At 35.7% G+C, this 14,165-nt stretch carries 15 protein-coding genes; 9 read left to right on the top strand and 6 right to left on the bottom strand.

Annotated features, from left to right (window positions below; genetic code table 11):
- Positions 1–9 precede the first annotated feature (9 nt).
- From atpG to CC92_RS0110670, 5 genes are all read left to right on the top strand, one after another.
- A complete protein-coding gene (gene atpG, locus CC92_RS0110690) occupies positions 10–885 on the top strand; it encodes an ATP synthase F1 subunit gamma (RefSeq protein WP_029502893.1) in 876 nt (291 codons plus the stop codon).
- An 18-nt stretch (positions 886–903) separates the two neighbouring features.
- Positions 904–2,322, top strand: a complete 1,419-nt coding sequence (gene atpD, locus CC92_RS0110685; RefSeq protein ID WP_029502894.1) for a F0F1 ATP synthase subunit beta — start codon at positions 904–906, stop codon at positions 2,320–2,322.
- 9 nt (positions 2,323–2,331) lie between these two features.
- Entirely contained in the window at positions 2,332–2,751 is a 420-nt protein-coding gene (atpC, locus tag CC92_RS0110680) for an ATP synthase F1 subunit epsilon (RefSeq protein ID WP_029502895.1), read from the top strand.
- A gap of 52 nt (positions 2,752–2,803) precedes the next feature.
- Positions 2,804–3,664, top strand: coding sequence for a YwmB family TATA-box binding protein (locus CC92_RS0110675; RefSeq protein WP_029502896.1), 861 nt, complete (start codon positions 2,804–2,806; stop codon positions 3,662–3,664).
- Between the two features lie 416 nt (positions 3,665–4,080).
- Entirely contained in the window at positions 4,081–5,139 is a 1,059-nt protein-coding gene (locus CC92_RS0110670; protein ID WP_029502897.1) for an acyltransferase family protein, read from the top strand.
- A gap of 280 nt (positions 5,140–5,419) precedes the next feature.
- Here the strand turns inward: CC92_RS0110670 and CC92_RS0110665 are convergent, their stop codons facing one another.
- On the bottom strand, positions 5,420–6,253 hold the full coding sequence (locus CC92_RS0110665) for a glycerophosphodiester phosphodiesterase family protein (RefSeq protein WP_029502898.1): 834 nt from the start codon (positions 6,251–6,253) through the stop codon (positions 5,420–5,422).
- A 267-nt stretch (positions 6,254–6,520) separates the two neighbouring features.
- Between CC92_RS0110665 and yfcE the strand changes: the two genes are divergently transcribed.
- The gene (yfcE, locus tag CC92_RS0110660; protein ID WP_029502899.1) at positions 6,521–7,072 is read left to right on the top strand and encodes a phosphodiesterase; all 552 of its coding nucleotides are present in this window, start codon (positions 6,521–6,523) and stop codon (positions 7,070–7,072) included.
- Positions 7,073–7,308: 236 nt separating this feature from the next.
- Here yfcE and CC92_RS0110655 read toward each other — a convergent pair whose 3' ends face one another.
- The 3 genes from CC92_RS0110655 to CC92_RS0110645 all read right to left on the bottom strand — a co-directional run bounded on the left by CC92_RS0110655 (position 7,309) and on the right by CC92_RS0110645 (position 9,832).
- Complete coding sequence (locus tag CC92_RS0110655) at positions 7,309–8,382, bottom strand: PTS transporter subunit IIC (RefSeq protein ID WP_029502900.1); 1,074 nt, start codon at positions 8,380–8,382, stop codon at positions 7,309–7,311.
- Between the two features lie 134 nt (positions 8,383–8,516).
- Positions 8,517–9,035, bottom strand: coding sequence for a transcription repressor NadR (locus CC92_RS0110650; protein ID WP_029502901.1), 519 nt, complete (start codon positions 9,033–9,035; stop codon positions 8,517–8,519).
- Positions 9,036–9,139: 104 nt separating this feature from the next.
- Complete coding sequence (locus CC92_RS0110645; RefSeq protein WP_029502902.1) at positions 9,140–9,832, bottom strand: 5'-methylthioadenosine/adenosylhomocysteine nucleosidase; 693 nt, start codon at positions 9,830–9,832, stop codon at positions 9,140–9,142.
- A 420-nt stretch (positions 9,833–10,252) separates the two neighbouring features.
- On the opposite strand from CC92_RS0110645, the gene CC92_RS0110640 reads away from it, so the two are divergent.
- Positions 10,253–10,501: a TIGR03905 family TSCPD domain-containing protein gene (locus CC92_RS0110640; RefSeq protein ID WP_029502903.1), complete on the top strand. Its 249-nt coding sequence runs from the start codon at positions 10,253–10,255 to the stop codon at positions 10,499–10,501.
- A 24-nt stretch (positions 10,502–10,525) separates the two neighbouring features.
- Positions 10,526–11,593, top strand: coding sequence for an undecaprenyldiphospho-muramoylpentapeptide beta-N-acetylglucosaminyltransferase (locus CC92_RS0110635; protein ID WP_029502904.1), 1,068 nt, complete (start codon positions 10,526–10,528; stop codon positions 11,591–11,593).
- Between the two features lie 220 nt (positions 11,594–11,813).
- Here CC92_RS0110635 and CC92_RS0110630 read toward each other — a convergent pair whose 3' ends face one another.
- The gene (locus CC92_RS0110630; RefSeq protein ID WP_029502905.1) at positions 11,814–12,230 is read right to left on the bottom strand and encodes an HIT family protein; all 417 of its coding nucleotides are present in this window, start codon (positions 12,228–12,230) and stop codon (positions 11,814–11,816) included.
- Between the two features lie 192 nt (positions 12,231–12,422).
- Between CC92_RS0110630 and CC92_RS0110625 the strand changes: the two genes are divergently transcribed.
- Positions 12,423–13,181, top strand: a complete 759-nt coding sequence (locus CC92_RS0110625; protein ID WP_029502906.1) for a sensor histidine kinase — start codon at positions 12,423–12,425, stop codon at positions 13,179–13,181.
- Between the two features lie 203 nt (positions 13,182–13,384).
- On the opposite strand, the gene CC92_RS0110620 is transcribed toward CC92_RS0110625, so the two are convergent.
- On the bottom strand, positions 13,385–13,981 hold the full coding sequence (locus tag CC92_RS0110620; protein ID WP_029502907.1) for a hypothetical protein: 597 nt from the start codon (positions 13,979–13,981) through the stop codon (positions 13,385–13,387).
- Positions 13,982–14,165 lie beyond the last annotated feature (184 nt).

Here is a 14,165-nt window from a genome sequence, read left to right as displayed (position 1 = left end):
TGTGAAGCTATGGCCTCAATGAGAGATATTAAAAGGCGTAAGGAAAGTATTCAAAGCACCGGGCAGATTACGAAGGCCATGAAGTTAGTTTCTACAGTAAAATTACAAAAAGCAAAGACAAGGGCTGAGAATACCAAACCTTACTTTGATCATATGTACGATACTGTACTATCGATGCTTCGTAAGTCCGGTAATATATCACATCCTTATCTATCAGCAGGTAAATCAAATAAGAAGGCGATTATTGTAATTTCCTCCAATCGTGGTCTAGCAGGTGGTTATAATTCCAATATCCTAAAGCTCGTTATGGGCAGTGATATTAAAAAGGAAGATGCTCTTATCTATGCCGTAGGTCGTAAAGGAAAAGAGGCATTAGCAAGAAGAGGATACCAAATTGCAAAAGACTATTCAGAAGTAATGAATGCACCAATTTATAAGGATGCTATTGAAATTGGTCAGGCTGTACTTGATGCATTTGTATCAGATGAGGTAGGTGAAATTTACCTTGCCTATACATCTTTTAAGAATACGGTAAGCCATATTCCTACATTAATAAAGCTGTTACCAGTAGATATGGAAGCAGCATTACAGGAGGGGAATGATAAAGAGGATCTAAATGAGCGTTTGACTCTTATGAATTATGAGCCAGCGGCAGAAGAAGCATTGGATCTGATTATCCCAAAATACATTAACAGCCTTATCTACGGTGCCTTAGTGCAAGCTCTTGCTAGTGAAAATGGTGCAAGAATGCAGGCAATGGATTCTGCTACAAATAACGCAGAAGACATGATTTCTGATTTATCACTGAAGTATAATCGTGCTCGTCAGAGTTCGATTACACAGGAGTTAACGGAGATTATCGCCGGAGCGAATGCTATTAATTAGAAAAGGAGTGACAAATAATTGACAGATAGTAATAATAAGTTGAAGTCAGGCTTAGGTAAGATCACTCAAATCATCGGTGCCGTACTCGATATCAAGTTCGAGGAGGGAAAACTTCCTGAGATATACGAAGCGGTTAATATAAAGAAGAACGATGGAGATACCCTGGTAGTTGAAGTTGCGCAGCATCTAGGTGATGATACCGTTCGTTGTATCGCTATGGGACCTACCGATGGATTAGTGCGCGGTATGGAAGCACAAGGAACAGGTGCTCCAATCAGTGTACCAGTTGGTGAGAATACACTAGGTCGTATGTTTAATGTTCTTGGTAATCCAATCGATGAGAAGGAACCACCAAAGGACGTAGAATATTATCCAATTCACAGAAAAGCGCCTGCTTTTGAGGAGCAGTCGACTGAGACGGAAATCTTAGAGACTGGTATCAAAGTAGTTGACTTGTTATGTCCATATCAAAAAGGTGGTAAGATTGGATTATTTGGTGGAGCCGGAGTAGGTAAAACCGTATTAATACAGGAACTTATCACAAATATTGCAACGGAACATGGTGGATACTCTGTATTTACCGGTGTTGGTGAGAGAACCAGAGAAGGTAATGACCTTTACTACGAAATGATTGATTCTGGCGTTATTAATAAGACTACCATGGTGTTCGGCCAGATGAACGAACCACCAGGAGCAAGAATGAGAGTAGGTCTTACTGGACTTACGATGGCGGAATATTTCCGTGATAAGTCAGGAAAAGATGTTCTTCTCTTTATCGATAACATTTTCCGTTTTACACAGGCAGGTTCTGAAGTATCTGCGTTACTTGGCCGTATGCCAAGTGCCGTTGGTTATCAGCCTACCTTACAGACAGAGATGGGTGCTCTACAAGAGCGTATTACATCCACAAAAAATGGTTCTATCACATCCGTTCAGGCAGTTTACGTTCCTGCGGACGATTTAACTGACCCAGCTCCTGCAACAACCTTTGCCCACCTTGATGCAACTACTGTACTTTCTCGTTCGATCGTTGAGTTAGGTATCTATCCTGCGGTTGATCCACTAGAGTCAACCTCAAGAATTCTTGACCCAAGAATTGTAGGAGACGAGCATTACAAAGTAGCACGTGGTGTTCAAGAAATTCTTCAAAGATATAAAGAACTTCAAGATATCATCGCTATCCTTGGTATGGATGAGTTATCAGAGGATGAAAAACTCTTAGTAGCAAGAGCAAGAAAAATTCAGAGATTCTTATCGCAGCCATTCCACGTTGCAGAGCAGTTTACAGGTCTTCCTGGACGATATGTTCCTGTAACAGAAACAATACAAGGTTTCAAGGAAATTATCGAAGGAAAGCATGATGACATTCCGGAAAGCTACTTCTTAAATGCAGGTAATATCGATGATGTACTTGCAAAAGTGAAAGCAAACAAGTAGGAGAAGAAGATGGCAGATAACAGTAAGGATTTTAAGTTACAGGTAATCTCTCCTGATCGCATCTTCTATGACGGAGAGACTGATATGATTGAAGTAAAGACGACAGAAGGTGAAATGGGTATCTTAAAGCATCACATTCCACTGACTGCAATCTTAACTCCAGGAATTCTTCGGATCAAGAAGGGAAGCGAAGAACGTATCGCAGCTCTTCATGATGGATTTATTGAAATCCTTGGAGATAAGGTAACAATACTTGCTGAATCGTGTGAGTGGCCGGATGAAATTGACTTAAATCGTGCGAAAGAAGCAAAAATACGAGCTGAACGACGCTTAAAGGGAGCAGAAGGCAATATCAACGAGACCAGAGCTGAAATGGCACTTCGTAGATCTTTATTGCGTATTGAACTAGCAGAAAAGTATCATAAATAGAATAAACCTCCATTTCTTGGTAATAATGTAAAAAAGGAATGGAGGTTTTATTATGCGAAATTTTCAATTTAGCGATGATAGGAAACGTAGACATATACCGATTCGAGAGGTTATAAATAATAGAAAGATGCGTTTTTTAGTTGCTGTAGTAATGTTATTGTGGACTGCCGTCGGGGCTCAAATCATTGCGAATAAAGTATTCATGAAGGACGGAGATATTATCGGTGCTTTTATGAATACCAATTCTGGATTAATGGAAAGTACCTTGGAGATAACAGCAACTTACGGGAATCAGTACTTAACAAGGGAGGACAAGTTATCGTTAATTTCCTTTCTCTCGAATGGATTAGGAATACGCTTTGATCAGGAAGCACAAAACTACGAGACCACAGAAAGGAAGGAAACGGTATTTGTTAAAGATGCAAAAAGAGCGAAAACAACGATTAAAGTAGTTACGGTAAATGGTACCAGCTCTGTTGATGCATTTGTACAAAATTCAGAGAAAGCTTCAGGAGTAACTCAGTATGTAATGGTACGTTTAACAATCTATGAAGATGCAAATAATGATATTTTAGAGTATCAAAAGATTGTTAAGTCTTTGTTTGAAAAGCTAAAAGTGTCGAAAACGAACATCAATACAACCTTACAGTTTAGTGGCGCATTTGCAGGAAATCTATTGCTAGAAACAAAGAATAAAATAGCGGACCGCATGATCGATAGTTTAAACGGAACAATTGTATTTGAAAACCGCCAGAATGATTTATATACAATCTATGCCTACACTGGTGTATTAGATGAATACATTAAAGTAGATGGCAACAAGATTAATATACAAGTTGCTATGAATTATGATGAGAAGAATGATTCTACAAAAATTTATCTGGCAACTCCTATCATTAGTGGAGATTGGTAACGTTTCTTTGGATGGAAATCCATATGAGTTGTAGATTTATAAGGGAATAGAACGAATAAAGAAGGAAGCCATTCTGGTTCCTTCTTTATTCGTATTAGAGAAAAATAGAGGAAGACAGTGTATAGCAGGTTCGGAAGCTATAATAATAGTATTATTCTATACTACATTAATCAATTCAAAAGCCTAACAATAGAAACTTTGAAGGTAAGTTCCTATTGTTAGGTAAAACTTCAACTGTTTTTTTGACTAAATAGCTTAGTCACGTATCTTGTTATAAGTGTTTGAAAGAAATCGCTGAAAATGGCTACCCATGTTAGCTTATGGAATGAATTGGAAACGTTGAGTGAGATATGATATAATAATGACTAACAAATCGGAAGATGTAACAGAGATTATTTATAAATAGGGAGGAAGATATGGAGAAAAAAAGAAGTTATTATTTGGATTGGTTAAGGGTAATATCTATCATATTATTGTTTCCGGTTCATACTTTAATGATTTGGAATGATTATGGACAAAAGTTTTATATTTGGGGTGGAGAGAATAGATTATTAAGTAGTTTGATTATACTGATTAATCCGTGGTTCATGCCAATTCTTTTTGTTATTGCAGGTATGTGTGCAAAATATGCATTAGAAAAAAGAACAGTAAAAGAATTTATTCATGAAAGAGTGCAAAAATTATTCATTCCGTTTATAAGTGGGGTGGTTTTACTTGTGCCATTTCAAACTTTATATGCTAGAAAATATTTTGCAGGCTATGATGGAAGTTTATTAGAAAATATAATTTATTTTTTTACACATTTTACGGATTTGTCTGGATATGATGGTGGATTTACTCCTGGACAATTATGGTTTATCCTATTTTTATTTATTATTTCATTAGTGTGTTTATTAATAACAAAATTAATTCCATATAATAAAATACAAGATTTAAATAGTAAAAATAATATATACATAATCATTGCAATGTTTATGCTTGTATGGGGAGGATACTATATAGGTAATTTCGGAGGATTTAGCCTTGGGAAAAATCTTGTGTTGTATTTATTAGGCTATTATATTTTAAGCAATAAGGAAATTTTAAATAAATTAGAGAGGCATTTGGTCCTTTTAATGTTCCTATTTTTAGCAAGTTTAATTACACTAGTTATTTTATACTATAATTATTCTTATTATGGAGATTGTCTGGTTAATTTTGTTGCATGGATAGGTAGTTGTGCATTAATTACATATGCAATGAAGTATTTAAATAAGAGTTCAAAAATATTACATTATTTCAATAAAGCTTCTTTCCCGATATATATTTTGCATCAATCGATTCTTGTAACGGTAGGATATTATGCACTATTATATATTGATGATTTATTCTTGCAGGTGCTTACCATAATGGTGACAAGTTTTATAATAACTTTATGTCTATATGAGATAATAAAGAGAATTCCTTACGTAAGAAATTTAATAGGAATCAAGTAATTTATGAGCATAATCTGTACTTGCCAAATTACGCTTTGTCCATGAGATTATGAGTAAATAACTCGTAAGGGGTAGCTAAGCCAGCCGCCCATGTCAATGGTAAAATGAATGGGCTGCGTAACGAAAGTTACGCAGTAAGGATTATAGAGTATTGATTTTAGTGACTTTTAGAACACAAAAAGGTTGAGATAATGATTTGCTATCGCCTCCTATCAATACAGTATTTTATTGCGGGAGGCATCGAATGAGAAAAGCAGGATGTTTAAGGTACTTTATATCACTATTTCTTATACTTTGCTTGTGGAGTATAGAATTCAAATATCACCATGTCATTCGTTTTCTCATAAAATGAGGAATCATCATTTTTTCGAACTGTCCATACAACAGGAATGGCACCCAGAAACTCAGAGAATTTTACTAACCAAGCTGTTTTTTTCTTATGATAGGCAATAAAGTGAGGTCTTGCAACTACATTTGTTAGGACTCGGCTTATTGCATAAGCTTGAAATTTTGTAAGTTGTTTTTTGAACTCCTCTGGACCGGCGCTTAGCTGACCACGTAAAATCTCTGGTGCATGTTTCTTAAACCAAGCTACAATCAATGGCTGGAAACTTTCTATACAAAAATCTCCCTGATAACTTTTTAGTAAATCATAGGCTTTTTTACAGAGCAAGCTGTTTTTTGGGCCATTTTTTAGTTCTACTATTAAAGGTACTCTTCCGTTAACTAATTGAAGGACTTCAGTAAAAAGAGGAATATGTTCACTTGTGTTGCATAGTGAAAATTGCTTCAATTCTTTGTAGGTATAGGCGTCCAAACGATTATCAATACCACAGACACGATTTAAGGTGTCATCATGGAAAACAACAATCTGTTCGTCTTTGGTAAATTGGATATCGAGTTCAATTCCATAACCATGTTCTACTGCTTTTTTAAAGGCAGCCATTGAGTTTTCTGGTATTGTTTTTGATTTATTATGAAGACCACGATGCGCATAATTTCTATATTGTAATGGTTCTACCATAGATTTTTGATATTTACCCGGAGCAATTAGGAAGAAAATGAGGAAAATTAAAATAATAAGTATCATAAGTAATGTAATGATTCCATTCATAGTAGTCTTGCCCTTTACTATAATGATAAGGGCCCATCCTTTCTTTTGGTTTAACCAGGGGTCTGATTTAAGAAGCTGATGACAATATCACAATGTTTTGATACAATAAAAAATGGATCAGCCGTTCTATAGTTGAATTCTAGCACAAGATATTCTACTGGTCAACGCTAGTAAAACTTGGATAGTTCTATTTTTTGTGAAAAAACTTGCATTATGCATGCTGCTTCTATAAGATAGGAAGAATAAAGACATCAAGGAGGACACCTTATGAAACTTATGTTTGCATCCGACATTCACGGTTCTGCATATTATTGTGAAAGATTAATGAAATGTTTTGAGAAGGAACAGCCAGAGAAATTAATATTACTTGGTGACCTTCTATATCACGGTCCGAGAAATGATTTACCAAAGGAATATAATCCAAAGGAAGTCATTAGAATGCTAAATGAAAAGAAAAATGATATCCTATGCGTTAGAGGTAACTGTGAGGCAGAAGTGGATCAGATGGTATTGGAATTTCCAATCATGTCAGACTCTTTGCTACTTTATGTAGATGGAATCACCATTTTTGCAACGCATGGTCATCTCTTTCATGAAGAGAAACTTCCGCCAATTAGCGATAAAGATATACTGATTCATGGTCATACTCATGTTCAAACAATCCGCAAGATGGAGAAAGGGATGTACTTAAATCCAGGTTCTGTTTCGATTCCTAAGGAGGGAAATAAGAACAGCTATATGATTTATGAAAAAGGTTTCTTTCTTATTAAATCTTTAGACGGAGAAGTTATTAGAGAGTGGAAGTATGAGTTTAAATAATGCTAAGTTTAAGGATTTATAGATATGACGACTATTTTCTACGACTAGAGTTTGATGAGATGAAATAAGAGACTTGTAGAGTGGTTAAAAATAATCATGATAGAAAACAAACAAGAAAAAGCACGCATTACGAACTTTTTCTTGTCATGAATGAAAATGCATCAGGCAGAGAAAGAAATATCTGTCTGGTGCATTTTTATGAAATAAGCATAATACATATGCGGATTGAGAGTGAATTAGGCATCTAATTTCATATCTCCGAATTTGATCCAGTTTTTCTTTCTCATAAATTCAGATACTAAAAACGAGATGACTGCAGGTAAAATAAAATGCATTAATAGGATTAAACCTATCGTGCCAGCGGTTCCAAAAGTCGGTACCATGGAATCAAAAGCCATAAACTGTCCAACTAATCCAGAAGTACCCATACCAGAACCAGTAGGGTTATTGGTCATACCTATGAGTGCAGAGATAGGGCCTAAAATAGCACTGGAGATAATTGCTGGTAACCAGATGATTGGCTTTTTCACGATGTTTGGCACCTGAAGCATACTTGTTCCTACACCTTGTGCAAATAATCCGCCTATTTTATTCTCACGATAACTGGCAACGGCAAATCCAATCATATTAGCACAACAACCGATACAGGCAGCACCTGCTGCAATTCCTCCTAATTTTAAAGAAATTCCTAAGGCAGCAGAACTAATCGGTAGTGTCAGAACAATACCCATGATAACAGAAACAATGATACCCATTAGGATAGGCTGTCTTTCCGTACCCCAGTTGATAAGTTCACCTAAAGCTGTAATAAAATTGGAGATGGCTGGGCCAACCAATAAACCTGCCATCGAACCCGATGCAATCGAGGCAATTGGCGTAACAAGAATATCTACTTTTGTTTTTCCGGAAACCAAATGACCGATAGTAATTGCTATGTAAGCAGCTACAAATGCTCCTAATGGTTCACCTGGGGTTGCGAATGCTAAAGTAGGTGAAGCGGCATCAGATAATAAAAGAGTACCATTTAAGATATTAGAAGCATAGGCACCTACCATTCCTGCTGTGGCAGCGGATAATAGAACCAAGGGGGATTCTTTAAACTTATATGCTACCCCACAGCCAATTCCAGCACCTGTTAAAATAGTTGCAATTTTACTTATTAAAAAGAGGGTATCACCAATTGTGCCACCAATGAACTTTGCAATCTGTTGCAAGATGGTACCAACAATTAGAGTAGAAAATAGACCAAGTGCCATTCCACTTAGTCCTTCAATGAAGATACGGTTTAGAATTTTTCTTATGTTTGACATAGTTATCCTCCTAATTTATGAAACGAAAGCAGAAAGTTTTCATCTACTTTAGTATAAAGACAGCCATGCATACAGGTGTATACACAGCTGTCTTTACAGAAATATATCATAGGCAGAAAGCATTGTCAATCATGTTATTTAGAATCTATCAGGTAACCTTTATCTCTTAATACGGTTTCAATACTGTCTAAAATACTCTCGTCATCCGCTTCTACAGTATGATAGTGATTACCACCGGTTAGTTCTTTTAATGGAACTGTTTGCTTTTGATTTACCTTAGTTACAAAATCAATGACATCTTGCTTTGTATTAATAATTAAATCTGCTTCAATTGTACCATAAATTTCATGGCTTACAATAACATCCAGAATCTTACCACCTTGATCTACGATGGAACCTAACTCATCCTCGATTTGTTCTGTTGTATGTTTGACATAAAAGCAACGATTTACTTTCTTAGGCTCTTGACAATAAAGGATATATCCTTTTGTAGTAGAAAGGATATTCTTATTTACCGCTCGTAATAGAGCAATATCTTGAACAATGACCTGTCTACTCACTCCAAGCTGTTTTGCAAGTTCACTTCCTTGGATGGGCATATTTACTGCGTTTAGTATATTTAGTAGTTTTTCTCTACGTTCCTTTCCCTCCATATATTCTTCCTTTCTATCATATTATTCGCACTTACTGCGTACACTTATACACAAAAGGGGTTAGAGTTACCTTTCGCTTCGTTAGATTTTAAAAAGATTGAGACTTAAATCTCTGGAATTAAAGCTGTTAATAGCTTAACCGTATGCTCAATTGCTTTTGCTTCAAAGGTAGGATAGTCAACAGTAGCGCTATTATCTGCTTTATCTGAGATGGCACGTATAATTAGAAATGGTATCTGGTTTAAATATGCCGTTTGAGCGATTGCTGCACCCTCCATCTCCGTACAAAGTGCAGAAAAAGCAGAAACTAGTTTATCTTTTTGATCTTTACTAGCAATAAATTGATCTCCTGTTACAACACGGCCTTTAAAAACTGAGATATCTGGATTTACTTTTTTACATAAATTTTCTGCTTTCGTTATTAATTTTTCATCGGCTATAAATATCGATGTCTCCATACGAGGAATCACCCCTATAGGATAACCAAATGCCGTAGCATCAACATCATGCTGAAGTGCATCTGTTGAGAGAACAATGTCACCGATGTTGATGTCATTATTTAAAGAACCCGCAATACCTGTATTGATGATAGCAGAAGCATGAAATTCATCTACGAGGATTTGTGTACAGATCGCTGCATTTACCTTACTAATCCCAGAGCGAACGATGACAACTGCTCTATCCCCAAAATTTCCACTATAAAAATCCATTCCAGCCTTTTTTGTAATTGTAATTTGTTGCATTTTATTTTTTAGTTGAGTTACTTCCTCATCCATGGCACCTATAATTCCGATCATAATATCCTCCATTCTTTTGCGCTAATCACGCTCACCATAGTGCCAAGATTTTTCATGGCACGAACATTCTGCTAAAAGAATATGTTCTATTAGCTTATTACTTCAAATTATTTTCAATTATGTTATTATTATAACAGATTTTTTCCTAGTTCTACAATATATTGCCTGTAAAAACGTTTCACAGTTAATTTTCCAAGATTTATAATTGCAAATTAAGGTAAACTGATATAAAATAGGTTAGATTTCATTCACCTAGGATGTGAGAGTGAAAGGTTTTTTACACACAAATTATACTTGCGTTCTAAGTTACTATTGATATTAGAATGCGCGGAAATATCCATGTATTTTGGGAACACTATTGATAGAAAAAGAGATACGAATAATGGGTGGAAATAGGGATGCAAAAGATTGGAGGATAAGATGAAATTTAAGACTAGTGGAGTTTGTTCCAGTGAAATTAATTTTGAGGTAGAAGAAAAGGAAGGAAAGAAGATTGTAACAGAAGTAAAATTTACTGGTGGTTGTAATGGAAATCTTCAAGGAATTTCTAAACTCGTAGAAGGAATGCCGGTTAATGAGGTTATTGAGAAGTTACAGGGTGTAAAATGTGGGTTCAAAGCCACCTCTTGTCCGGATCAGTTAGCAGCAGCTCTTAAGCAAATAAGCTAGAGTAAGCAACATTGGAGGCAATCTATGAAACGAATTGTTTTAACCGGTGGTGGAACAGCCGGTCACGTAACACCGAATATCGCCTTAATTGCAGGGTTAAAAGAGGAAGGCTATGACATTCATTATATTGGTTCTTATGAAGGTATAGAAAAAGATTTGATCGAAAAACTTAATATCCCTTACTATGGAATATCATCAGGTAAATTGCGTAGATATCTAGACATTAAGAATTTTTCTGATCCATTCAAGGTATTAAAGGGTTATCGTGAAGCGAAAAAGCTACTAAAGAAGTTGGAACCGAATGTCGTATTTTCAAAGGGCGGTTTTGTATCAGTACCTGTAGTACTTGCTTCCAAAAAAAGAAAGATTCCGGCCATTATACATGAATCGGATATGACACCAGGGCTTGCCAACCGCTTATGTATTCCATCTGCAGTGAAAGTATGTGCAAACTTTCCAGAAACCTTAAATTATCTTCCGAAGGAAAAGGCCGTATTAACTGGTACCCCGATCCGAAAGGAATTATTTTCAGGGAATAAGATAAAAGGATTAGATTTTTGTGGATTTACAGCGAATGTTCCAGTTCTTTTAGTGATTGGTGGAAGTACAGGAGCACTCAAGGTTAATGAGGCAGTACGTAATTTACTGCCTACGTTATTAAAGCGTTTTCAGGTGATTCATTTATGTGGAAAGGGTAAAGTAGATCCTGCGTTTAAGAATCAAAAAGGGTATATTCAGTTTGAATATATTGGGGCAGAATTAAATCATTTATTTGCTGCCGCTGATATTGTAATATCTAGAGCTGGTGCGAATGCTATTTGTGAATTATTAGCACTCAGGAAACCGAATATATTAATTCCTTTATCTGCAGCAGCAAGCCGTGGAGATCAAATACTGAATGCGGAGTCCTTTGAGCACCAAGGGTTCAGCTATGTAATAAAAGAAGAGGTTTTATCGAATGAAACTCTATTACAGGCTGTTAATCACGTCTTTGATAATCAAAAAGACTATGTGGAAGCAATGAAGAGCAGCAAACAAAATAATGCGGTGAATACGATTCTTTCCTTAATAGAAGAGGTTCGAATAAAATAAAAGTAATGAAATAAAAAAGCAGAAATCAATCAGAGTTTTTTGTGTAAAAATACATTCTAAAACTCCTATTATTGATATCTGCTTTTTTATTTTCTAGTTTCGACAGCAACTAATAAAATGTTTTTATTAGAATTTTCCTCTTTATACCCGTTTTTTTCATAGACATTATTCGACAGATGAAAGGTGAAAATCTTATGCTTCAAAACTTTCCAATGTACATTTATAAGTTCTGATGAATTTTATTTGCTAATTCGAAAGCTTCACCATCGGAATAAGAAAGAGATTTCCAAGGGATTGTAACACCATCCTCCTCGTAGCGAGGGATAAGGTGAATATGAAAATGAAATACGGATTGACCAGCAGCTGTTCCGTTATTTTGGAGAATGTTGATACCGTCACATTGCAGGGTCTTCTGAATGGCAGCAGCCAGTTTTTTTGCAACCAAAAGTGCTTTAGAAACCTCAAGTTCATCAAGTTCGAATAAATTAACAGCATGTGTTTTAGGTAGTAGTAGAGTATGCCCTTTGGCTGCTGGAGAAATATCTAAAATCGCACGGAAAAGGTCGTCCTCATATACAGTCGCGGAAGGAAATTCTCCGGAAGCTAGTTTACAAAATATACAAGAATTATCGCTCATAAAAACCTCCATTCAGTTTACATAGTTTCATTTATTATAATATATTTTTAGAATTTAGCAAGGGAGAAAATCATTCAAAAGGCTGAAAATGTCGTATACTACGATGTTATATTTTGTCGTTGCATGTCAACGTGTTGTTGTTGTTTAATATTACAATATTTGCTAAAATATTTGATGAAAGGGGGCGTTTTAATGTTAACAATGAAGGATTATGAGCTTTTAAACGAAATGACAAAAGACAACTCGACAGCTGAGTTTGTTTTTCGTCGTTTTCGTGATGAGCATCGATTTCTTGCGACAAGAACAATTCATGAGCTTCGAAACTTGCTTGCATGCATTCGGAGTTCGATGCAGCTATTGGAGGATGATTATCCTGAAACCTCAGATAGCCATTATATGCAGTATGTAAAACAGGATATGAGGGTAGTATGTGATCGTCTAACAGAATATGAGCGTTTATATGATTGTATGGAGGAGGAACTAAAAAGAGGCAATATACTGGAATTAATTAAGTCCATCGTACAAGAGGTAAATGTAGAATATGAAAAGCAAGGTGTTTTGTTATCGATTAGCTATGACAAAAAAACAGAACGTTATTCGAATGAATGTTGTTTTGATGAGTTACGAATGAGGCAGGTAATGAGAAAATTGTTGCAGGAAGCGTTAAATGATTTTAAACCTGGCGATCAAATAAAAGTATCATTGACGATTAGTACAGAAAAGAACAAAAAAGGTAAATGCATACATGTCAGAGTGAGTGATAGTGGTGAGTTTATCCGTGAGGAAGATATCCAAAACATTTTTGAACCTTATTATAGCACTGGAGAAGATAATACAGGAGTTGGATTTTCATTTATGAAAATCACCCTACTTCGTCATGGTGGCGATGTCATTGCGAATCGTGATAATGAAGAGTCCTACATAGAATTCTACCTTCCGATAACTGCCTAACGATTACAGAGCTATAAGTACACACTTATTATAGAAAATTCGTGACGCCCAGTCACATGATCTTTTACTTATCAGCGCTGCGGATTCCTTTTCTAGAGATGGATTCGGATAAGGAAGAGAGTAAAAAAAGAGGCATCTGTTGCAACAGATACCTCTTTTTTTATGCATATTGAGTAATTCCCCCTGTAGTTTATCAAGTTTAATTATCTTTTCATTAATCGTCCTGACCAATTTTTTCTGCGTTCAATTAACTCTTGGTAAACAAGGATCTCTATCACATGTCTTAACCATACACCTGAGTATGCACTTGGAAGTTTGTCTGGTAAGTCATTCATATTATCTTCCGCAGGTTCGCTCTCAATCGTGGATTCAGTCTCCGTTAATGGAAGGATTCTTTGATAAATAAAATCAACCATTTTTAAGATGGTAGTACGATCCGGAATTTTATCATAGATAAAACTGTCATCGTGATCAATACGATTAATTTCTTTTAGAATTTCGTTTCTAAGACGCTTGATGTCAAAGGAATAGAGTGATAGAAATAATTCTAAATCTTTTTGATATTGCTCCAATAAATCCTCGCAAGTTCTAAACTGCTCTAAAACTGCTTCTGTCGTTTCCACCACAGGTGTGCAAGGAACTTTATATGGTTTTGGAAGAGTATAAAAAGGAGCTCTGGTTGGAGGAGGAGTATTGTTTTGACGCATAATATAATTGTTTCCGTTTTTTGAGTAGCTTGTATAGTAAGGTGGATTGGAATCAACGGAAGTCTGTCTAATTCGATCATCAAATGGAGACATAATAAACCTCATATATATTTACTCACAATAATATATGCGATATGTTACTAGACCGATACCGAAGTTTTCTTGCTTTTTAATCAAATCTTAAGGTGTTTGTAGTGTGTTTGTCCTCTACACTTATTGCAGTTTGCTTCAAAACAGGTTACAATATGAATGGGGAATAGATGAATTAGATTGGATG

It is taken from the genome of Lachnoclostridium phytofermentans, from assembly GCF_000733755.1.
GTDB lineage: Bacteria > Bacillota > Clostridia > Lachnospirales > Lachnospiraceae > Lachnoclostridium > Lachnoclostridium phytofermentans_A.
This window is presented reverse-complemented; position numbering and strand designations above follow the sequence as displayed.